Source organism: Tateyamaria algicola (assembly GCF_047715485.1).
Taxonomy (GTDB): Bacteria; Pseudomonadota; Alphaproteobacteria; order Rhodobacterales; family Rhodobacteraceae; genus Tateyamaria.
The window spans coordinates 1,761,124-1,779,947 of sequence record NZ_CP180422.1; the positions used below are offsets into that span (position 1 = coordinate 1,761,124).

The following is an 18,824-nucleotide window of genomic DNA, read 5'->3' on the forward strand; positions in this document are numbered from 1 at the left end:
AGTGTCCCCGCGGGGACACCCCTGATTTCGTTCAACAAAAGTGTTAATTTTACTTAATTTTAACGGTTTAGCCCCCGTCAAAGGCAGATGCGGGACGTCGCGCGCCCCGCACCCAGACCGGCGCTCTGGATCAGAGGAAGCCGAGTTTTTTCATCAGGTCGCCGATGACTTTTTCCTGGTCTTCGAGGAAGGCCTGGAAGTCGTCGCCGCTGTTGTGGATGTTGACCCAACCGTTGCGCGCGCGCACGGTTTCCCATTCGGGCGTGTCATACATCTTGGCAATCGCGTCCTGATACATGGCCACCTTGTCGGCAGGCAGACCGGGTGCGCCAAAGAAGCCGCGCCAGTTCACGAACTCGGTCGCGATGCCCTGTTCGGTCATGGTCATGGCATCGGGGTAGGCATCGACACGCTCGGGCGCTGTGACGCCGATGATTTTCACCTCACCCGCGTTGGCCAGATCGACCGCTTCGGAGAAGCCGGTGGACAAGGCCGCGATTTCACCCGACAGCAGCGCTGCCATGGCTTTGCCGCCTGCATCGTAAGGAATGTATTTCACGCCAAGCGCGTCCTTGCCTGCCGCTTCCATCACCATGGCGGCCACGAGGTGGTCCATGCCGCCGGGCACGGAGCCGCCGCCAATGGCTGTCGCGCCGGGATCGGCGTCATAGGCTGCGATCAGGTCCGCCATCGAGTTGATCGGGCTGTCCTTGCCCACGACCATGGCCGCGTAGTCACCGATGGTGCCAGCGACCAGTGTCAGGTCGCGGAAGTTGTGCGGGAACACGCCCGTGAGCGAGCGGATCACGATGGGGGTCGAGTTGACCATCAGCGTGCCGTGATTGCTGTCGGCGTTTTCGATCAGGAAGCCGATGGCCTTGCCGCCGCCGCCGCCCGACATGTTTTCATAAGATGCGGTGCCCACGAGGCCCGCGCCTGTCAGCGCCTCGCCTGTGCCACGGGCTGTGCCGTCCCAGCCGCCACCGGCGCCGCCGGGGATCAGAAAGTGGATGCTCTCGACGACCTGATGGCCGTCTGCCATGGCCTGACCACCCAGACCCAACGCCAAAGCGGCGCCCAACAGAGCCCGACGGCTCAGTTCAAACGTTTTCATAATGTCCTCCCATTTGACTCCGCACGCCTTGCGCGCGAATGGTGACAGTCAAACACCCGAACCTGACATAAACCTGTCATGGTCAGAATACGCGGCGCAAAGCGATGAAATATCTGCTGATCGAGGACAATACGGAGCTGGCATCGGCCCTGTGCGACCGGATGCGTCTGGACGGGCATGTGATCGATCACGCGGCGACCCTGTCGGATGGCGCGGATTTTCTGCGGGTGGGGGAATATGACCTGATCCTGCTGGACATCATGTTGCCCGATGGCGATGGCCGCCGGTTTCTGGAACGTCACCGCGCGCAGGCCAATGACACCCCTGTCATCGTGCTGACCGCCCGGTCGGAAGTGTCGGACCGCGTGGGCATGCTGGATCTGGGTGCGGATGACTACCTGACCAAACCCTTTGATCATTCCGAGTTGCAGGCCCGGTGCCGGGCCGTGTTGCGCCGCCGCACCGGGTCGGCCCAGACGGTGATCCGGGTGGGCACGGTCGCGCTGGACCCGGTGTCGAGCGTCTTGCGTGTGGGGGATGCGGACGTGACCCTGCGCAACCGCGAGCTGCGCCTGCTGGAGTTGTTCATGAACGCGCCCGGCCAGATCTTTTCCAAGGGCAAGCTGGTGGACCGGTTGTTTTCCTATGATGCGAGCGTGACCGAGAACGCGATCGAGGTTTATGTGGGTCGCCTGCGCAAGCATCTGGAGCCGTCGAATGTGACGATCACGACCCATCGGGGTTTGGGGTATCGGCTGGATGAGGGCTGAGCCGCGATCCCTACGGCGGCGCCTGACCCTGACCCTGATCGGGGGCGCGGCGGTGCTGGCCATCCTGTTTTACCTGGTGGTGCGCACCTATGCCCAGCAGATCGCGCAGCAAAGCCAGGATCGCATTCTCGAGGCCTCTGTCACCTCGTTGCTGGACGCCGCCGTTGTCCGTGACGGGCAGGTCGAGATGGACCTGCCCTATGCCGCCTTTGCCATGCTGGACACATCCGCCGATGACCGGGTGTTTTATGCGATCCATCAGCGGGGGGATTTGTTGAGCGGCTATGACGGTCTTGTGTCGGGTCCGTTTGCGTTGAGCGCCGCGCCGACCTTTGACACCGTGCCGTTCAATGGCGTGGATGTGCGTGTGGCGACGTGGACGCATAGCCTGCCCGCCAGCCCGCGCCCGGTGCTGCTGACCGTGAGCGTGGCGCAGACGCGCGACAGTCTGGCGGGCACCTTGCTGACCATTTCCATCAATGCCGCCGTCTTTGGCGGTGCGTTTTTCCTGTTGGCGGCGGGCATGGCGCTGTGGACCTCGGCCTCGACCCTGCGGCCCTTGGGGTTGCTTGCGGAATCCGTGGCGCGCCGGGGGCCGAGCGATTTGCGCCCTGTCACCCGCGCTGTGCCGTCGGAATTGTCGCCTTTGGTGACATCCCTGAATTCGTTGATGACCCGGTTGAGCCAGTCCTTGTCCCAATCCGAGACGTTCATTGCCGAGGCCGCGCACCGCGTCCGCACGCCCTTGGCCACCGTGCGCAGCCATGCCGAAGTGACCCTGATGCGCGTGGACAAGGATGAGAACCGGCAGGCGTTGCGGTCGATGATCCGCGCCATTGACGAGAGCAGCCGGGCGGCGGGGCAGCTGCTTGATCATGCGATGGTGACCTTTCGCGGCGATCAGCTGGAAAAGCAGGACATTGACCTCGTGACCATCTGTTCGGAGATCGTGGAGCGCCTGACCCCGGTGGCAGAGATGATGGACCTTGATCTGACCCTGATCAGTGACGGGCCTGTGCCGGTGAAGGCCGATCCCATCCTGATCCAGAACGCGGTGCGCAATCTGGTGGACAATGCGCTGAAATATTCCGACCCCGACAGCGCCGTGCAGATCGCGGTAACGGCCACACCGGCCCCCACCATCACCGTGCGGGACCAGGGCATCGGCTTTCCCGAGGCCGAGATCGCATCCCTGTCGCAACGCTTTCAGCGCGGGGGCAATGCCAAGGACACGGTAGGCTCGGGCCTTGGGCTGACCATCGCGAGTGACGTGGCCGAGGCCCATGGCGGGCGGCTGGAGTTGAAGAATCTGGAGACGGGTGGGGCATGCGCAATCTTGCATCTTTGATCCTTGTGCTGTGGGCCGGTGCGCTGGGTGCGGCCACGCTGGAGGACAGGCAGCTGTTCGAGGGCAGCGGCGGGCAGACCACCCTGCGTGTGCTGTCGAGCACGGATACCGACATTTTCGCCCCCATCCTCGAGGGGTTTCTGGCGCGCAATCCCGGGCTGAGCGTTGATTATGCCGTGGCGGGCTCTGCCGATATCGTGACCCTGATTGCGGAGTGCCCGGACTGTTTCGACGTGGTGATTTCCAGTGCCATGGATTTGCAACTGAAGCTGGCCAATGACGGGCTGGCGCGCCGTCTGTCGGGCCTTGAGGGCAGCGCGGGCAGCCAGTGGCGGCAGAGCCTGTTCGGCTTTACCCTGGAACCTGCCACGGTGGTGATCAATCGCGCCGCGTTCGAGGGGCGCCCGGTGCCCGAGACCCGCCAGCAGTTGATCGAGGCCCTGCGCGCCGACCCGGCGCATTTTCAGGGCAAGCTGGGCACCTATGATGTGCGTCTGTCGGGCCTTGGCTATCTGTTTGCCACGCAGGATGCCCGCACATCCGAGACGTTCTGGCGGCTGATGGAGGTGTTCGGGAACCTTGATGCGCAGCTATACTGCTGTTCGGGGGCCATGATCGACGATCTGGTGCGGGGCGATCTGTTTGTCGCCTATAATGTGCTGGGCAGTTACGCCGCCACGCGCCCGGATGCGCGCGATAGGGTGGCCATCATCACGCCCAGCGACTTTGCCACCACGATGATGCGCACGGTTCTGGTGCTGGACAGCACCCAGCAGGAGGCGGCAGCGACGCGCCTTGTCGCCTTCCTGACCTCGGGCGCCTGGGCCGATGCGGATCAACCCGGATATCCCCTGCCCTCCATCGCGGCGGCCGATCTGTCTGTACTGAATGTGGTGACGCTGGAGCCGGGTCTGCTGGTCTATCTCGACCGCCTCAAGCGCGCGCTGTTCCTCGAGGCGTGGTCGTCGGCGCTGTTGCGATAGCGCCCTTGTTGGTTACAAAATCAACCATTACGCATGCAACCAAATGACCCTCCCGGAGATCCCATGACCGCACCCCTGACGCTGTACAGCTACTGGCGCTCGACCACGTCCTACCGGGTGCGGGCGGCGCTGAACCTCAAGGGCGTGGCCTATGACACGGTGCCCGTCGATCTGGTGGCGGGGGATCAAAAGGCCGAGGCCTATGCCGAGATGAACCCCGGCAAGGGCGTGCCCACGCTGGTGTTGCCGGATGGGACCGTGCTGACGCAATCGCTGGCGATCCTCGACTATATCGACGCGGTGTGGCCGACCCCGCCGCTGCTGCCTGCCGATCCGCTGGCCCGCGCACGGGTGCTGGCCGCCGCCCACACCATGGCGCTGGACGTGCATCCGGTGAACAACCTGCGTGTCGTGACCCATCTGCGCGATGCCTTTGACGCGGGCACGGACGGCGCGATGGATTGGATGCGCCACTGGATGAACGAGGGCTTTGCCGCGCTTGAGGTGCTGGTGCAGGATGACACGCCCTTTGCCTTTGGCGACGCCCCCGATCTGGCCGATCTGTGCATCGTGGCGCAGGCCTATAACGCGCGCCGCTGGGGTCTGGACCTTGACCCCTATCCCAAAGTGGCGCGGATCGAGGCGGCCTGCCTTGCCCACCCGGCCATTGCCGCCGCCCATCCCGACCAACAACCCGACGCCTCCTGAAAGGACCCGACACATGGCCAAGGCCTTTGCCTCTCAAGGCGACATGAGTGAAAAGACGATCACCTTTGACGAGATCGGCGAGGGCCTGTGGGCCTTTACCGCCGAGGGCGATCCCAATTCCGGCGTCATCATCGGCGATGACAGCGTGATGATCGTCGAGGCGCAGGCGACACCGCGTCTGGCCGAGAAGGTGATCGAGAAGGTGCGTGGTGTGACCGACAAGCCGATCAGCCATGTGGTTTTAACCCATTACCACGCCGTGCGGGTGCTGGGCGCGTCGGCCTATGGCGCCGATCAGATCATCATGTCGGACATGGCCCGCGGCATGGTGGCCGAGCGCGGGCAGGAGGATTGGGACAGCGAGTTCCAACGCTTTCCAAGGCTATTTGAGGGGCACGAGAGCATTCCGGGGCTGACCTGGCCGACGACGACGTTTTCCGATGCGATGACCGTTTATCTTGGCGCGCGCCGGGTGGACATCAAGCACGTGGGCCGCGCCCATACGGCGGGGGATGCCGTGATCCATGTGCCGGATCAGAACGTGATGTTTACCGGCGATATCGTTGAGTATCATTCGGCCTGTTACTGTGGGGACGGGTACTTTGGCGACTGGGGCGGGACGCTGGATGCGATCAAAGCCTATGACGTCGATGCCATTGCGCCGGGGCGCGGGGATGCGCTGGTGGGGTCCGAGATGGTGAACAAGGCCATCGCCAGCACGCGTGATTTCGTGGACAGCACGTACCGCCCGGCGGCGCGGGTTGCGGCCCGTGGTGGCACGTTGAAAGAAGCCTGGGATGCGGTGCGGGCGGAGTGCGATCCCAAATTCAGCGACTATGCGATTTACGAACACTGCCTGCCGTTCAACGTCGCCCGCGCCTATGACGAGGCCCGCGGCATCGCGCATCCGCGCATCTGGACGGACAAGCGGGATATCGAGATGTGGGAGGCGTTGCAGGGGTGACGCTGGAAACTGTTCTTACGATACTCGTCCTGTGCTTTTTTGTGGTTACCCTCGCAACTTGGTTCAAGTTTTTTGCGTGGATGTTCAGCCTATTTGCTGCGAGTTCCAAAGCAGCGGCCCGGCATCCGGTTCATGTTCGCGTTGGAACAGGTGGGATGTCCGGCGTGATCGATGTCTTGACTGAATCTGGGCGTGGAGCGCAAAGGTGGGGATTTGCAAAAGCATTTCTTTGGGCTGCGAGTAGTTTCGTCCTAACCATGGCATTCGCGTTGATGCTGATCGCGCCACAAGAAAAAGAGTGCGTTGCGCGATTTGAAACAGTCGAAACGAGCCTTTCTCAACGCGCGCAATGCGCTTGGTTCATTTTGGGTTCTGACGGAGACAATTAGACAATGGGGGCACAACTGAGAAATCGTTATTCATTGGCTTTCGAGCTTTACCCCTATGCCCCCGTCGCGGCACAGACGATGCCCGCGCGACGGCATCCGGTTGTCATTGTTGGCGGTGGGCCGATTGGGATGGCTTTGGCGCTAGACCTTGGGCGCAAGGGGACGCCGGTGCTGGTGCTCGATGACCATGACGGCGTTGGGCAGGGCAGTCGGGCGATCTGTTTTGCCAAGCGGACGCTCGAGATCGCCAATCGGTTGGGTGCGGGGCAGCGCATGATCGACAAGGGTGTTGTGTGGAATGTCGGCAAGGTGTTCCACGGCGAAACCCGTGTGTTTCAGTTCGACCTGCAGCCCGAGGACGGGCATCGCTGTCCGGCCTTCATCAACCTGCAACAGCCCTATTTCGAGAAGTTCCTGGTCGATGAAATCCGTGTGGCGCAGGACGAAGGCGCGCCGATTGAGATACGCGGGCGCAACGCGGTGACGGCCATGGATCAGCGCGGCGATCACGTGCTGCTGGACGTGGACACGCCCGACGGGCCCTACCAGATCGAGGCGGAGTGGCTGATTGCCTGTGATGGCGCGCGCTCTCCCATCCGCGACATGATGGGGCTGAGTTTTGATGGCCGCGTGTTCGAGGACAATTTCCTGATTGCCGACGTCAAGATGACGGCGGATTTCCCGACCGAGCGGTGGTTCTGGTTCGAGCCACCCTTCAAGGACGCAGGCCAGTCGGCACTGCTGCACAAGCAGCCGGATGACATCTGGCGGATCGACTTTCAGCTGGGCTGGGACATCGACCGCGAGAAGGAGTTGCGCGAGGACAATGTGCGCGCCCGCGTCGATGCGATGCTGGGGGAGGGTGCGGCGTATGAATTGGAGTGGACGTCGATCTACACCTTCCAGTGTCGGCGGATGCGGGAGTTTCGCCATGATCGCGTGATCTTTGCCGGGGACTCGGCGCACCAGGTGTCGCCCTTTGGGGCGCGCGGGGCCAATTCAGGCGTGCAGGATGCGGACAATCTGGCGTGGAAGCTGGATCTGGTGCTGCGGGGGCTGGCGCCGGATGTGTTGCTGGACAGCTATGATGAGGAGCGGGCGTTTGGGGCGGATGAGAATATCCTCAATTCCACCCGCGCGACCGATTTCCTGACGCCCAAGAGCGAGATCAGCAAGGTGTTTCGCAATGCGGTGCTGGAACTGGCGCGCGATCACGCCTTTGCGCGGCCTTTGGTCAATTCGGGGCGGTTGTCGGTGCCCTGTGTCTATGACGGGTTGTCGCTGAACGGGCCGGATATGCTGGATGGGCCTGCGCGGACGCGGGTGGGGGCGCCTGCGGTGGATGCAAAGCTGGCCGATGGGTATTTGCTGGACCGGTTGCCGGGTGGATTTACGCTGCTGTGCATTGATGTGGCGGCGCCGGATGTCGACGCGGTGGATGGCGTGCCGCTGACCCATCTGGGTTTGAACGCGCGCGACAATCCGTTTTTGAAAGAGCGGTATCTGGGCACGGCGGAGAGCGCTGTGTACCTGCTGCGCCCGGATCAGCATGTTGTGGCGCGGTGGCCTGCCGCGACTGCCGAGGATGTTGCAAGCGCCATGCGGATTGCACTCGGGAAGGGGGCGTGATGGACTTGAACCTGGAGCCGAACATCGCGGACCCGGACGGGTTTTATGATGAGTTGCTGGCGGCCCATCAGGGGTTGAGCAAGGAGGACAGCGATGCGCTGAACGCGCGGCTGATCCTGGTGCTGGCCAACCATATCGGGGATCGGGATGTGCTGCGGGCCGCGCTGGCGGCCGCAAAACGGGCCTAGGTCGTTTCCACGCAGTGACGGCGGAAGGCGCGTTTGAGCATGTCGAGTTCGGCGCGCAGCAATTCGACCTCGCCCCGGATGTCATCGCCCAGCGCCTCGCCTGCGATCAGGGTGAACTGGCCCAGCTGTTCGCCGTCGGTCGCATCGGTGATGACAAAGACCTGAACGCCGTCGGCGATGGCGGCGGCGGGAATGGGCACCTGCATCATCCACTGGCCGTCCTCGCCCCCTTCGGAGACCTGCACGTCGGGCACATCGGTGCCCAGATGCGTGACCTTGATCTGCGGCACGCCGGAGCCTGATTGCTGGATTTGGCCTTGCCACACGCCGTGGCGCATCTTGGTCGGGGTCAGTGTCAGGGTGCTCATTTCGGCATCTCCTTCACAGGGCCGCGCGGGGGCGGCGCGAGAATGTCAGGTCGCGCAGGGTGACCTGGTTCATTTCGGGGCCTTCAAAGATCAGGTCGATCCAGGCCCGCTCCACCCGCTTTTCATTCAGCTTGGAATAGGCGAGGTCGAATTCGACGGTCACGTCCTCTTGGTTGAGGGGCAGTTCGCGCACGATCTGTTCGGTGTTGGGACCGTGACGGATGTTGAGGCGGCCAAAGATTTCCAGCGGCTTTTCCATCTCGACAATGGCGTTCATGCCGACGAGGTGGGTCTTGCGCAGGCCCTGCACGGCTTCGACCGGCAGGTCGATCACGATGGACAGGAACGAGCCGTCGAATTTGAAGACGTCGATGCGCAGGCCGTAGGGCGCGAGGTCTGCCTCGCGCAGGTTGCGCAACTGGCGCAGGGTCAATTCGCTGAGTTCGCAGTCGTGAAACAGCGTCACCTCACCCCCAAGCATCGACTTGGTCTGGACCGAGGATGCGCCGGGCGTCGGCAAGGGGCCGCGCCACAATTCGGGTCGCCATGCCCAGTCGGCATTGTGCGGCCGGGGAAAGCTGGTGGCGCCGATGGCGGGCAGGGCCAGACGTTCATCAGCCTTGTGGATCAGGCGGTCAAGGTGGCTGCGCAACAGCCGCGCGGCACTGCGCAATCCGCGCAACTCGTCAAGCGGGGCCTCACCGGCATTGCGCGCCGCGCGGGCCCAGCGCCGCATCGCACGCCGATGCGCCAGCTTGTCGATGAATTTGATGCTTTTGCCTGCCATGTGCCCTTGCGCCGTCGCCCTGCTGCCACTCGTTTTTGGTGTGCTCTTTATCTATGCCAAAGGTTTCACTCAAATAAACCGGCCAAAAACCCATTGCCGGATCGTTTTGTGGGCGTCGTTGCAGAATTGTCCTGCTGGGCGGGCTGAATGGCCGCGCTTTGATCCTGGGTGCGCTGCATCGTCTGCTTTAGCATATCAGGGGCGAGCGTGCCCAGATTTGCCCCTTGCGCGGCTTCGTAGATGGCAAGGCCCACGACCTGATCGCCGACCCGCCCTGCCGCGCGCCAGTACACATCGCGCAGCCTCGCGTTGGGAGGTGTCCCCCGGACCTGGATCAGCGAGAGCGTGTCGGTGTCACTGCGTGACAGCACGGTTTCCTGACCATTGCCCAGATCGTCCGCGCGCACGCCCCCGACAGCGGGTGCAGTGGTGGCGGTGATCAGCGCCAACGGTGCGCCGCCGGATGCATCGCCGCCCAACGTGTCGCAGCGCGCCATAAGCGCAAAGCTTTGACGCAAGCTGCGCTTGTCGACGCAATAGCCCGTAGGCGGCACAAGCATTACCCGCCCGAGCTGGGCCGAGGTCAGCGCCTGTGATGCGCTGGGGGCGAGACCGGGGAAATCGTCACATCCGGCGAGGGCCAAACACGCGGCCCCCGCCAACAGACCCTTACAGGTCCATGTAGTCATGACGTTCGGCCTTGGCTCCGGGATGGGTGACGGCGCCTTTGTATGTCGAGCCAACCAGTTGCGCGTATTTCCACAGCGCCCCCGCCCCGTAGAGCGTTTCGCGCGGGCCTGCCCATGCGGCCTTGCGCGTTGCCAGTTCCTCGTCCGTGAGGTCGACATTGATCGACCCCTCGATCGCGTTGATGGTGATCACATCGCCGTCTTTCAGCAGCGCGATGGGGCCGCCATGGGCCGCCTCTGGCCCCACGTGACCCACGCAGAACCCGCGTGTCGCACCCGAGAAACGGCCATCTGTGATCAGCGCCACCTTCTTGCCCATGCCCTGGCCGGACAGGGCGGCGGTGGTCGCCAGCATCTCGCGCATGCCGGGGCCGCCCGAGGGTCCTTCGTTGCGGATCACGAACACGTCGCCTTCCTCATAGGTGCGGTTCTGGACGGATTCAAAGGCGTCCTGTTCGCATTCGAAGATACGCGCGGGGCCGGTGAAGATCTGGTGCTGGGGTTCGATGCCCGCGACTTTCACGATGGCCCCTTCGGGCGCCACGTTGCCCTTGAGGCCCACAACGCCGCCGGTCTTGGTGATGGGTGTTTCGACGGGGTAGATCACCTTGCCGTCCGCTTCGAGGTCGATCTTGTCCAGTTCCTCGCCGATGGAATAGCCGGTGGCGGTGATGCAATCCTCGTGGATGAGGCCCGCCTTGCGCAGTTCCTTCATCACCACGGGCACGCCGCCGACTTCGTAGAGGTCTTTGGCCACATAGGCGCCGCCCGGTTTCAGGTCGACGAAATAGGGCGTGTCGCGGAAGATTTCGCAGACGTCTTCGAGGTAGAATTCGATCCCCGCCTCGTGCGCCATTGCGGGCAGGTGCAGGCCCGCATTCGTGGAGCCCCCTGTGCAGGCCACCACGCGGGCGGCGTTTTCAAACGCTTCGCGGGTGCAGATGTCGCGGGCGCGGATGTTCTTTTCGATCAGCGTCATCACCGCCGCGCCGGAGGCCTTGGCGTATTCATCGCGGGATTCGTAGGGCGCGGGCGCGCCGGAGGAGTTGGGCAGGGCGAGGCCGATGGCCTCGGACACGCAGGCCATGGTGTTGGCGGTGAACTGGCCGCCGCAGGCCCCGGCAGAGGGGCAGGCCACACGCTCGAGGATTTCAAGCTCGGCCTCGGTCATGGTGCCGTTTTGCTGGTGGCCCACGGCCTCGAACATGTCCTGCACGGTCAGGTCGCGGTCGGCGTATTCGGCGGGCACCTGTGCGCCCTTGGGCGCGCGGCCCGGCAGGATCGAGCCGCCATAGAGGAAGACGGACGGCACGTTCAGACGGATCATGGCCATCATCATGCCCGGCAGGGATTTGTCACAGCCCGCAAGGCCCACGATAGCGTCATAGCAGTGCCCGCGCATGGTCAGTTCGACCGTGTCGGCAATCGCCTCGCGACTGGCCAGGGACGAGCGCATGCCCTCGTGCCCCATGGCGATGCCGTCGGTGACGGTGATGGTGGTGAACTCTCGCGGCGTGCCCGACGCCCCCTTGACCCCGACCTTGACCGATTGCGCCTGACGGTTCAGCGCGATGTTGCAGGGCGCCGCCTCGTTCCAGCAGGTGGCGACGCCGACGAGGGGCTGGTGAATTTCCTCTTCCGTCATGCCCATGGCGTAGTAGTAGGACCGGTGCGGCGCGCGCGCGGGCCCCTCGGTCACGTGGCGGCTGGGCAGCTTGGATTTGTCGAACTTGCCGTTGGTCATCTGGCGTCTCCCGTAAAAGCGTTGCGGACCGGAATAGCCATTGGCCCAAGCGCCTGCAAGCGCCGCGCGCGGTTGTAATGGCCCCTGCCCGGCACTAGGTTTCCCGAACGGCACGCGCCCGGTTGTATTGGCAACCGTCTGACAGGGGGTGGCCGAGCAGGACTTGCCATGGATTCCACCCTATTCGCTTTCATCTGGAAGCATTCGAAACGCGATCAGTTGATGTTGCTGGCGCTGACAGTCGTTACCTTCCCGTTCCTTTACGTGACGCTGGAATTGCCCAAGCGGATCATCAACGACGCCATTGGTGCGACCGACAACACCGTTGATGTGTTCGGGTTCGAAGTGACCCAGATCCAGTTCCTGCTGGCCTTGTGTTTCGGCTATCTGGGTGCGGTGTTGGTGCATGGCCTTCTCAAGATGCGCCTGAACACGATGAAGGGTGTCACGGCCGAGCGGCTGCTGCGCCGTTTCCGGTTCCAGCTGATCAGCCGCATGTTGCGCTTTCCCCGCAGCTATTTCCGCTCGACCAGCCAGGGCGAGTTGGTGAGCATGGTCACATCCGAAGCCGAGCCGATGGGCGGGTTGATGGGCGACATGGTGGCCCAGCCGGTGTTCCAGGCGGGGCAGATGCTGATCATCCTGGTCTTCCTGTTCCTGCAATCGGTGTGGTTCGGGATCGCCGGGATTGCGCTGATCCCCTTGCAGGCGTGGCTGATCCCGCTGCTGCAACGCCGTATCAACCTGCTGAACAAGGACCGGATCAAGCAGGTCCGCGCCTTTTCCGCCGAGATCGGGGAGAGTGCGGCCGGTATCTCTGACCTGCGCACCAATGGCGGCCTGCGCTACCGTTTGGCGCAGTTCACCGACCGGTTGGGCCGGATTTTCGAGCTGCGGTTCAAGATCTACCAGCAGAAGTTCTTTATGAAGTTTCTCAACAACTTCATCACCCAGCTGACCCCGTTCTTTTTCTATTCCGTGGGTGGGTATCTGGCCATCCGTGGCGACATCACCGTCGGCGCCCTGGTGGCCGCACTGGCCGCCTACAAGGACCTGTCGAGCCCGTGGAAAGAGCTGCTGACCTATTACAACCAGACCCAGGATATGGGCCTGCGCTGGGAGATCGTGACCGAGCGATTTGCCCCCCGCGACATGGTGGACGAGGGGCTGTTTGACGGGCAGCCCGAGACGATCCCGCATTTGCAGGGCGATATCGTTCTGGACAATGTCACCGTCCGCAACGCCGACAACACGCCCATTCTGGAACGCATTGATCTGACCATCCCACAAGGCGCGCGCGTGGCCGTGCAGGCCAAGAACCAGACCGAGCGCACGGCGCTGGCCGAATTGCTGACGCGCGAGGTGCTGCCCGCCCGTGGGACGGTCACCATGGCGGGCCATGATCTGTCAGAGCTGCACCAGGCCGTGATCTCGGCCCGGATCGGCTATGCCCATTCGCGCCCCTACCTGTTTGACGGCACGCTGGGCAGCAACCTGTTGATGCCGCTGATGACCAGCCCGAAATCCCTGACGGACGACACCTTGGGGCGTGACCGTTTCCTGACCGAGGCGCGCCGCTCGGGCAACAGCCTGGACCGTGTGGACGGAGACTGGGTCGATCCGGCACTGGCCGGCCTCAAGGACAGCGATGACATCCGCCAGTGGTGGTTTGAACTGGTCGAGGCGATGGGCATTGACGAGTTCATGTTCCGCCGCATGCTCAACAGCCGGATTGATGCCCAGATGCACCCGGCACTGGCCAAGGCCATTGTCGATCTGCGCCCCGCCGTCGAGGAATGTCTGCGCGAAAAGGAACTGATCGACGTTGTGTACCGGTTTGATCCTGACGAGTTCAACCCGGCGGTGCCTTTGGGCGGCAACCTGCTTTTTGCCTCGCCCTCGCGCGATATCAGCCAGCAGGGCCTTGCGTCGGATGCGCGGTTCATCAACCTCGTCTTCGAACATGGGCTGGCCGAACAGGGCATCGCCATCTCGCAGACCCTGATCGAAACGCTGCACCAGACCTTTGGCCGAGACGGCACGAGCCACCCGCTGTTCACCGCCCTCAACATCGAAGAAGAGATGTACGAGCAACTGGTCGACATTGCCGGGCGCCGCCGGGAACGCGGCGACGTGGCGCTGACCGATGACGAATTTGCGCTGCTGCTGACCGTGCCCTTTGCCTTTACCGCAGAACAGATCGGCCCGGCCTTTCCCGACAGCTTCAAAAAGGAAATCGTGCAGATCCGCAAAACCAACGGGGTGGCGTTGCGGGCCCAGACGCAGAACTTTTTCACCCCGATCGAGTATGACAACTACCTGCCGCGCCTGACTTTGCTGGAAAACGCGCTTTATGGTCGGATTTCCATGGTGGCTGGCACCAAGGGCGAGCTGATCGAGGACATCGTGGCCGAGTTGCTGACCGACAAGGGCCTGCGCCGTCTGGTGGCCGAGACGGTGTTTGACATTCCCACCGGCCTTGGCGGCACCAACCTGCCCACGATCTTTCACGAGCGCGCGGCCTTTTCCCGCGCCGGGATCAAGCGCCCGGATGTTCTTGTGCTCGACCGTGCGCTGGCCAGCCACAGCGCGGATGAGCGGCGCAAGACCCGCACCGCCCTGCGCAGCCTGTTGCCCGAGGCCACGCTGATCTTTCTCGAAGAAAAGTTCGAGAACCCGGATGCCTATGATCTGTTTGTCGAGATCAAGGATGGCGGCATCGATGGCGTGCATAAAAATGGTGATGACGAGGAGGGCGACGATCTGAGCCGCAAGGTGCGCGCCATTTCCAAGGCCGACCTGTTTGCGGGCATCGACGCGCGCAACCAGCGCCTGCTGGCCTTTGCCGCGCAGTGGTACGAGGCCGCGCCGGGCCAACGCATCTTTTCCATGAACGAAAAGGCGGATGCCGCCTATCTCTGCGTGGCGGGGACGGCGGTGCTGAGTTACGATTCAGAAGATGGCGAGGATCGCCCGGTGACCACGGTCGAGCCGGGGCGGTTGATCGGCGATCTGTCGATCATTCTGGACGAGCCGCGCCAGTTGCACCTGACCGCGCAGACCGACGTGACCTTTCTGCGTATCGGGGCAAACGAATTCCGCGCGGTGCTGGAAAACGACCCGAGCGTGCTGATGAGCCTGTTGCACACTGTTGCGGGCCACCTGACCGGGGCGGCGGACCTGTTGCGCCAGGCCAATGTGTCGATCCCGCAGGAAGAGGGGCCGCCCGCCCCGCCGATTGACGCGTGAGCGTCTGGTCCTTCGATTACCGCCCCCATGCGGGCTTTGTTGCGCCTGCGCGTGCCGCGCCGCAATTGTGGCGGTTGATGCTGGGGCTGGTTCTGGCCGCGGGCATCTTTCTGGCGCTGAGCCAGATGATTTTCGGCACGCTGTTCAGCCTGATGGAGCCGGAAACCGCCCGCGCCATCAGTGCGGATGGGCAGATCGGGCAGACCGCCAGTGGCATGCTGATCATCCTGTTTCAGCTGGGTCTGTTGGGGGTCAGCGCGGGCCTTGTCGTGATCATGGTGCACAAGCGCCGCCCCCTGTCCCTGATCGGCCCCCTGCCGCTGGCCCTGCGCCAGTTCGTGGCGGTGGTGATCGGGATGGCCCTGCTGACCGCCGCGATCTGGGTTTTACCGCCTTATGATTTTGGCGAGCCGTTGGTGCGCAACATGGAACTGGGCCGCTGGCTGCTGTTGCTGCCCTTTGCGCTGGCGGGTGTGCTGGTGCAGACCGGGGCCGAAGAGGTGTTCTTTCGCGGCTATATCCAGCAGCAACTGGCCGCCCGGTTCCGCTCGCCCCTGGTGTGGATGATGGTGCCTGCGGTGCTGTTCGGTCTGGGGCATTACCTGCCCGACAGTGCAGGCAGCAATGCGGGCACGATTGCGATCTGGGCCACCGTCTTTGGCATCCTGATGGCGGACCTGACGGCGCGGGCCGGCACGCTGGGCCCTGCCATGGCGGTGCACTTTGCCAACAACATCTCGGCCATGGTCCTGACCTCGGTTCCCGACGAGATGTCGGGCCTGGCCTTGTACGTCCTGCCCTTTGGTATTGCGGACGAAGCGCAGATGGCGGTGTGGCTGCCTGTCGACTTTGGTTTCATGCTGGTCAGCTGGCTGGTGGCCCGCGTCGCGATCAGGGCCTGATTGCATTTGGCCCGCGCCCGGATTATCTGACAGTCAGATGCGCAGCAGGAAGCCTACATGAACTGGATCACCAATTACGTCCGGCCCCGGATCAACTCGATCTTTTCGCGCCGCGAAACCCCGGACAACCTGTGGACCAAGTGCGATGAATGCGGCACCATGCTGTTTCACCGCGAGTTGTCGGACAATCTGAATGTCTGCACCAACTGCAATCACCATATGGGCATCACCCCGCGCGACCGGTTCACGGCCCTGTTCGACGGTGGCATCTTTACCCAGGTCGAGGTGCCCGCGCCTGTGGTGGACCCGCTGCAATTCCGCGATCAGAAGAAGTATCCCGACCGCATGAAGGCCGCCCAGAAGGGCACGGGCGAAGAAGAGGCGATGCTGGTCGCCGCTGGCGAGATCGGGCGCACGCCCATCATTGCCGCCGCGCAGGACTTTACCTTTATGGGCGGGTCGATGGGCATGTATGTCGGCAACGCCATCATCGCCGCCGCCGAAGAGGCGGTGAAGCTGAAGCGCCCCCTGATCCTGTTTTCCGCCGCCGGTGGCGCGCGCATGCAGGAGGGTATTCTGAGCCTGATGCAGATGCCCCGCACCACTGTCGCCGTGCAGATGTTGAAAGAGGCGGGCCTGCCTTACATCGTTGTCCTGACCCATCCGACCACGGGTGGCGTCACCGCGTCCTATGCGATGCTGGGCGATGTGCACATTGCCGAACCCAACGCGCTGATCTGCTTTGCCGGGCCGCGCGTGATCGAACAGACCATCCGGGAAAAGCTGCCCGAGGGGTTCCAGCGCGCCGAGTACCTGCTGGATCACGGGATGCTGGACCGCGTGACCACGCGCACCGAGATGCGCGACGAGCTGATCGGCATCACGCGGATGCTGATGGGTCTGCCCCCGGCGGTCAAAGGCGATTTGCCTGCCCCCGAGGTTGACGCGACCGAAGACGCTGAAGGCGACGCGCCCGCACCATGACGACACCCACATCCGACGCCATCCTTGCGCGGATGATGGCGCTGCACCCCAAGGTCATCGACCTGACGCTGGACCGCGTGTGGCGCCTGCTTGACGCCCTCGGCAACCCGCAGAACGATCTGCCCCCCGTGATCCACATCGCGGGCACCAATGGCAAGGGATCGACCCAGGCCATGATCCGTGCAGGGCTGGAGGCTGGAGGCCACCGCGTGCACGCCTACACCTCGCCCCATCTGGCGCGCTTTCACGAGCGGATCAGACTGGCGGGCACGCTGATCTCGGAACCCGACCTGACGGCGATGCTGGACGAGTGCTATGCGGCCAATGGTGGCGATGACATCACCTATTTCGAGATCACGACCTGCGCCGCCATCCTGGCCTTTGCCCGCACCCCTGCGGACTACACGCTGCTCGAGGTTGGCCTGGGCGGGCGGCTGGATGCGACCAATGTGATCGACGCGCCTGCGCTGACCGTCATCACGCCGGTGTCGATGGATCACGAGGCATTTCTGGGGGACACGCTGGCCGCCATCGCAGGCGAAAAGGCCGGGATCATCAAGCGGCGCGTGCCCTGCATCATCGGCCCGCAGGACGCGGCCGGGATGGACGTGATCGAGGCGCGCGCCGCGCGTCTGGGCGCCCCCGTTCTGGCCTATGGGCAACACTGGCATGCGAGCCCCGAGCGGGACGGGATGATCTATCAGGACGAGGTGGGGCTGCTGGACCTGCCCCGTCCGGTTCTGCCGGGCGATCACCAGATCCAGAATGCCGGGATGGCGCTGGCCGCCCTGCGCCACCTTGGCTGTGACGAGGCGGCCTGCCTTGCGGCGGTGACACGTGCCGAATGGCCTGCGCGGATGCAGCGCCTGCGCAGTGGGCCGTTAGCCGATATGGCGACTGACAGCGGGGCAGAGCTGTGGCTGGATGGCGGGCACAACCCGGCGGCGGGCACGGCCCTGGCCGCGCATCTGCGCAGCCTGCCCAAGCGGCCCACCTACCTGATTTGCGGGATGCTCAACACCAAGGACGCGCGGGGTTACCTTGCCCCCCTGGCCGAGGTGGCGGACGGGCTGACGGCCCTGTCGATCCCCGGAGAGGCCAACACCTTGCCTGCCGCTGACACGGCCAAGGCAGCAACGGATGTGGGCCTGACAGCGCAAGAGGCAGAGGACGTGGGCGCGGCCCTTGCAGCCATCCTGACACACACGCCACATGCCCGTGTGTTGATCTGCGGATCGCTGTATCTGGCCGGTGCAGTGTTGCGCGAAAACGCCTGATCGCGGGCAATTCGCCCCTTTCTACCCCTAGTAGACGCCACAGTATGTTGACCGGATACCGTCCGATTTGCTATATTTTGTGGAACAGAAGCCCGTGAATACAGGCGTATTACGCGGGTCAGCTTTGGGGGAAGCAGTATGTTCAGTCTTGGCAACAAGGCCGACCGGCAGGGTGAGCTGGACGCGCCGACCGAGGATACATCCTCATCCAACATCAAGATGCTGCTCATTGCGGTGGCCTTTCTGACGGTCACGATCGGGCTGATCCTGCTGCAACCCGGCACCGACCCTGACACTGTGACCGACTTTGCCGAAACCACACCGACACTGGATGTCGAGGAGGACGCTGGGGCGGGCGAAGTCAGCCGGTCCGATGCCTCCCTGTTGCAGATCGAAACGGTGTCAGCCTCCGAAGCGGTGAGCCGCCAGTTGCGCCAGCCGATCCGGCTGACCGACACAGATGCCAGCCGCAGTGACCTGCGCAGCCTGACGGCGGTGGTGCTGGCGGATTTCGGGCATGTGGTGACACAAGGCGACCGCTTGCATGCGCTGCTGGTACAGGCCCTGACCGAGGGGCAGTCGAATGCCTATATCGATGCGTTGCTGAACACGGCGGCGGCACGGGGAGAGTTCGAACCGCCACGTCAATTGGAGATGTCATCGGGGCGGCTGGATACGGAAACGCTGTTGATTGCCCTCGTGCGCTACGCGCGCGGCTAGGGGGTGGTGGG

18 protein-coding genes are annotated in these 18,824 nt (G+C 63.6%); 13 read left to right on the forward strand and 5 right to left on the reverse strand.

All coding sequences use genetic code 11. The features are described 5' to 3' along the window. Positions 1-130 precede the first annotated feature (130 nt). A complete protein-coding gene (locus ACMHLQ_RS11100) occupies positions 131-1,114 on the reverse strand; it encodes a tripartite tricarboxylate transporter substrate binding protein (protein WP_415404855.1) in 984 nt (327 codons plus the stop codon). A 104-nt stretch (positions 1,115-1,218) separates the two neighbouring features. Here ACMHLQ_RS11100 and ACMHLQ_RS11105 point away from each other — a divergent pair, with 104 nt between their 5' ends. The 8 genes from ACMHLQ_RS11105 to ACMHLQ_RS11140 all read left to right on the forward strand — a co-directional run bounded on the left by ACMHLQ_RS11105 (position 1,219) and on the right by ACMHLQ_RS11140 (position 8,093). Next, positions 1,219-1,884, forward strand: coding sequence for a response regulator transcription factor (locus ACMHLQ_RS11105; protein WP_415404857.1), 666 nt, complete (start codon positions 1,219-1,221; stop codon positions 1,882-1,884). Next, complete coding sequence (locus tag ACMHLQ_RS11110) at positions 1,874-3,232, forward strand: sensor histidine kinase N-terminal domain-containing protein (RefSeq protein WP_415404858.1); 1,359 nt, start codon at positions 1,874-1,876, stop codon at positions 3,230-3,232. Before ACMHLQ_RS11105 ends, ACMHLQ_RS11110 begins: the two co-directional genes overlap by 11 nt. Then, the gene (locus ACMHLQ_RS11115; RefSeq protein ID WP_415404859.1) at positions 3,211-4,215 is read left to right on the forward strand and encodes an ABC transporter substrate-binding protein; all 1,005 of its coding nucleotides are present in this window, start codon (positions 3,211-3,213) and stop codon (positions 4,213-4,215) included. Before ACMHLQ_RS11110 ends, ACMHLQ_RS11115 begins: the two co-directional genes overlap by 22 nt. A gap of 63 nt (positions 4,216-4,278) precedes the next feature. Further along, positions 4,279-4,923: a maleylacetoacetate isomerase gene (maiA, locus tag ACMHLQ_RS11120; protein ID WP_415404860.1), complete on the forward strand. Its 645-nt coding sequence runs from the start codon at positions 4,279-4,281 to the stop codon at positions 4,921-4,923. 13 nt (positions 4,924-4,936) lie between these two features. Further along, positions 4,937-5,887: an MBL fold metallo-hydrolase gene (locus ACMHLQ_RS11125; RefSeq protein WP_415404861.1), complete on the forward strand. Its 951-nt coding sequence runs from the start codon at positions 4,937-4,939 to the stop codon at positions 5,885-5,887. Next, positions 5,884-6,276 carry a hypothetical protein gene (locus ACMHLQ_RS11130; RefSeq protein ID WP_415404862.1) on the forward strand — a complete coding sequence of 131 codons (393 nt, stop codon included), beginning with the start codon at positions 5,884-5,886 and terminating at the stop codon, positions 6,274-6,276. The genes ACMHLQ_RS11125 and ACMHLQ_RS11130 overlap by 4 nt, the downstream gene beginning before the upstream one ends. Positions 6,277-6,279: 3 nt before the next feature. Further along, entirely contained in the window at positions 6,280-7,905 is a 1,626-nt protein-coding gene (locus ACMHLQ_RS11135; protein WP_415404863.1) for an FAD-dependent oxidoreductase, read from the forward strand. Further along, the gene (locus ACMHLQ_RS11140) at positions 7,905-8,093 is read left to right on the forward strand and encodes a DUF2783 domain-containing protein (RefSeq protein WP_415404864.1); all 189 of its coding nucleotides are present in this window, start codon (positions 7,905-7,907) and stop codon (positions 8,091-8,093) included. The genes ACMHLQ_RS11135 and ACMHLQ_RS11140 overlap by 1 nt, the downstream gene beginning before the upstream one ends. Here the strand turns inward: ACMHLQ_RS11140 and ACMHLQ_RS11145 are convergent. The 4 genes from ACMHLQ_RS11145 to ilvD form a co-directional block, all read right to left on the reverse strand. Beyond that, a complete protein-coding gene (locus ACMHLQ_RS11145) occupies positions 8,090-8,461 on the reverse strand; it encodes a hypothetical protein (protein WP_415404865.1) in 372 nt (123 codons plus the stop codon). The two genes, ACMHLQ_RS11140 and ACMHLQ_RS11145, sit on opposite strands and share 4 nt — an antisense overlap. 13 nt (positions 8,462-8,474) lie before the next feature. Further along, positions 8,475-9,248, reverse strand: coding sequence for a DUF6478 family protein (locus ACMHLQ_RS11150; protein ID WP_415404866.1), 774 nt, complete (start codon positions 9,246-9,248; stop codon positions 8,475-8,477). 65 nt (positions 9,249-9,313) lie between these two features. Then, positions 9,314-9,937, reverse strand: a complete 624-nt coding sequence (locus ACMHLQ_RS11155; RefSeq protein ID WP_415404867.1) for a hypothetical protein — start codon at positions 9,935-9,937, stop codon at positions 9,314-9,316. Further along, a complete protein-coding gene (gene ilvD, locus ACMHLQ_RS11160; protein WP_415404868.1) occupies positions 9,918-11,681 on the reverse strand; it encodes a dihydroxy-acid dehydratase in 1,764 nt (587 codons plus the stop codon). Before ilvD ends, ACMHLQ_RS11155 begins: the two co-directional genes overlap by 20 nt. Positions 11,682-11,849: 168 nt before the next feature. Here ilvD and ACMHLQ_RS11165 point away from each other — a divergent pair, with 168 nt between their 5' ends. The 5 genes from ACMHLQ_RS11165 (at position 11,850) to ACMHLQ_RS11185 (ending at position 18,813) form a co-directional block, all read left to right on the forward strand. Beyond that, positions 11,850-14,930, forward strand: coding sequence for an ABC transporter transmembrane domain-containing protein (locus tag ACMHLQ_RS11165; protein WP_415404869.1), 3,081 nt, complete (start codon positions 11,850-11,852; stop codon positions 14,928-14,930). After that, positions 14,927-15,832 (forward strand): lysostaphin resistance A-like protein, encoded by a 906-nt coding sequence (locus ACMHLQ_RS11170; RefSeq protein ID WP_415404870.1) that lies wholly within the window; start codon positions 14,927-14,929, stop codon positions 15,830-15,832. Before ACMHLQ_RS11165 ends, ACMHLQ_RS11170 begins: the two co-directional genes overlap by 4 nt. A gap of 57 nt (positions 15,833-15,889) precedes the next feature. Continuing rightward, positions 15,890-16,816, forward strand: coding sequence for an acetyl-CoA carboxylase, carboxyltransferase subunit beta (gene accD / locus ACMHLQ_RS11175; protein ID WP_415404871.1), 927 nt, complete (start codon positions 15,890-15,892; stop codon positions 16,814-16,816). Then, positions 16,813-18,093, forward strand: coding sequence for a bifunctional folylpolyglutamate synthase/dihydrofolate synthase (locus ACMHLQ_RS11180; protein ID WP_415404872.1), 1,281 nt, complete (start codon positions 16,813-16,815; stop codon positions 18,091-18,093). The genes accD and ACMHLQ_RS11180 overlap by 4 nt, the downstream gene beginning before the upstream one ends. Positions 18,094-18,231: 138 nt before the next feature. Then, on the forward strand, positions 18,232-18,813 hold the full coding sequence (locus ACMHLQ_RS11185) for a hypothetical protein (protein ID WP_415404873.1): 582 nt from the start codon (positions 18,232-18,234) through the stop codon (positions 18,811-18,813). The last annotated feature ends 11 nt before the right edge of the window (positions 18,814-18,824 follow it).

Excerpts from the sequence above, each read along its gene's own strand:
- ACMHLQ_RS11100 (WP_415404855.1), bottom strand. The coding sequence starts at position 1,114 with ATGAAAACGTTTGAACTGAGCCGTCGGGCTCTGTTGGGCGCCGCTTTG.
- ACMHLQ_RS11105 (WP_415404857.1), top strand. The coding sequence starts at position 1,219 with ATGAAATATCTGCTGATCGAGGACAATACGGAGCTGGCATCGGCCCTG.
- ACMHLQ_RS11110 (WP_415404858.1), top strand. The coding sequence starts at position 1,874 with ATGAGGGCTGAGCCGCGATCCCTACGGCGGCGCCTGACCCTGACCCTG.
- ACMHLQ_RS11115 (WP_415404859.1), top strand. The coding sequence starts at position 3,211 with ATGCGCAATCTTGCATCTTTGATCCTTGTGCTGTGGGCCGGTGCGCTG.
- maiA (WP_415404860.1), top strand. The coding sequence starts at position 4,279 with ATGACCGCACCCCTGACGCTGTACAGCTACTGGCGCTCGACCACGTCC.
- ACMHLQ_RS11125 (WP_415404861.1), top strand. The coding sequence starts at position 4,937 with ATGGCCAAGGCCTTTGCCTCTCAAGGCGACATGAGTGAAAAGACGATC.
- ACMHLQ_RS11135 (WP_415404863.1), top strand. The coding sequence starts at position 6,280 with ATGGGGGCACAACTGAGAAATCGTTATTCATTGGCTTTCGAGCTTTAC.
- ACMHLQ_RS11140 (WP_415404864.1), top strand. The coding sequence starts at position 7,905 with ATGGACTTGAACCTGGAGCCGAACATCGCGGACCCGGACGGGTTTTAT.
- ACMHLQ_RS11145 (WP_415404865.1), bottom strand. The coding sequence starts at position 8,461 with ATGAGCACCCTGACACTGACCCCGACCAAGATGCGCCACGGCGTGTGG.
- ACMHLQ_RS11150 (WP_415404866.1), bottom strand. The coding sequence starts at position 9,248 with ATGGCAGGCAAAAGCATCAAATTCATCGACAAGCTGGCGCATCGGCGT.
- ACMHLQ_RS11155 (WP_415404867.1), bottom strand. The coding sequence starts at position 9,937 with ATGACTACATGGACCTGTAAGGGTCTGTTGGCGGGGGCCGCGTGTTTG.
- ilvD (WP_415404868.1), bottom strand. The coding sequence starts at position 11,681 with ATGACCAACGGCAAGTTCGACAAATCCAAGCTGCCCAGCCGCCACGTG.
- ACMHLQ_RS11165 (WP_415404869.1), top strand. The coding sequence starts at position 11,850 with ATGGATTCCACCCTATTCGCTTTCATCTGGAAGCATTCGAAACGCGAT.
- accD (WP_415404871.1), top strand. The coding sequence starts at position 15,890 with ATGAACTGGATCACCAATTACGTCCGGCCCCGGATCAACTCGATCTTT.
- ACMHLQ_RS11180 (WP_415404872.1), top strand. The coding sequence starts at position 16,813 with ATGACGACACCCACATCCGACGCCATCCTTGCGCGGATGATGGCGCTG.
- ACMHLQ_RS11185 (WP_415404873.1), top strand. The coding sequence starts at position 18,232 with ATGTTCAGTCTTGGCAACAAGGCCGACCGGCAGGGTGAGCTGGACGCG.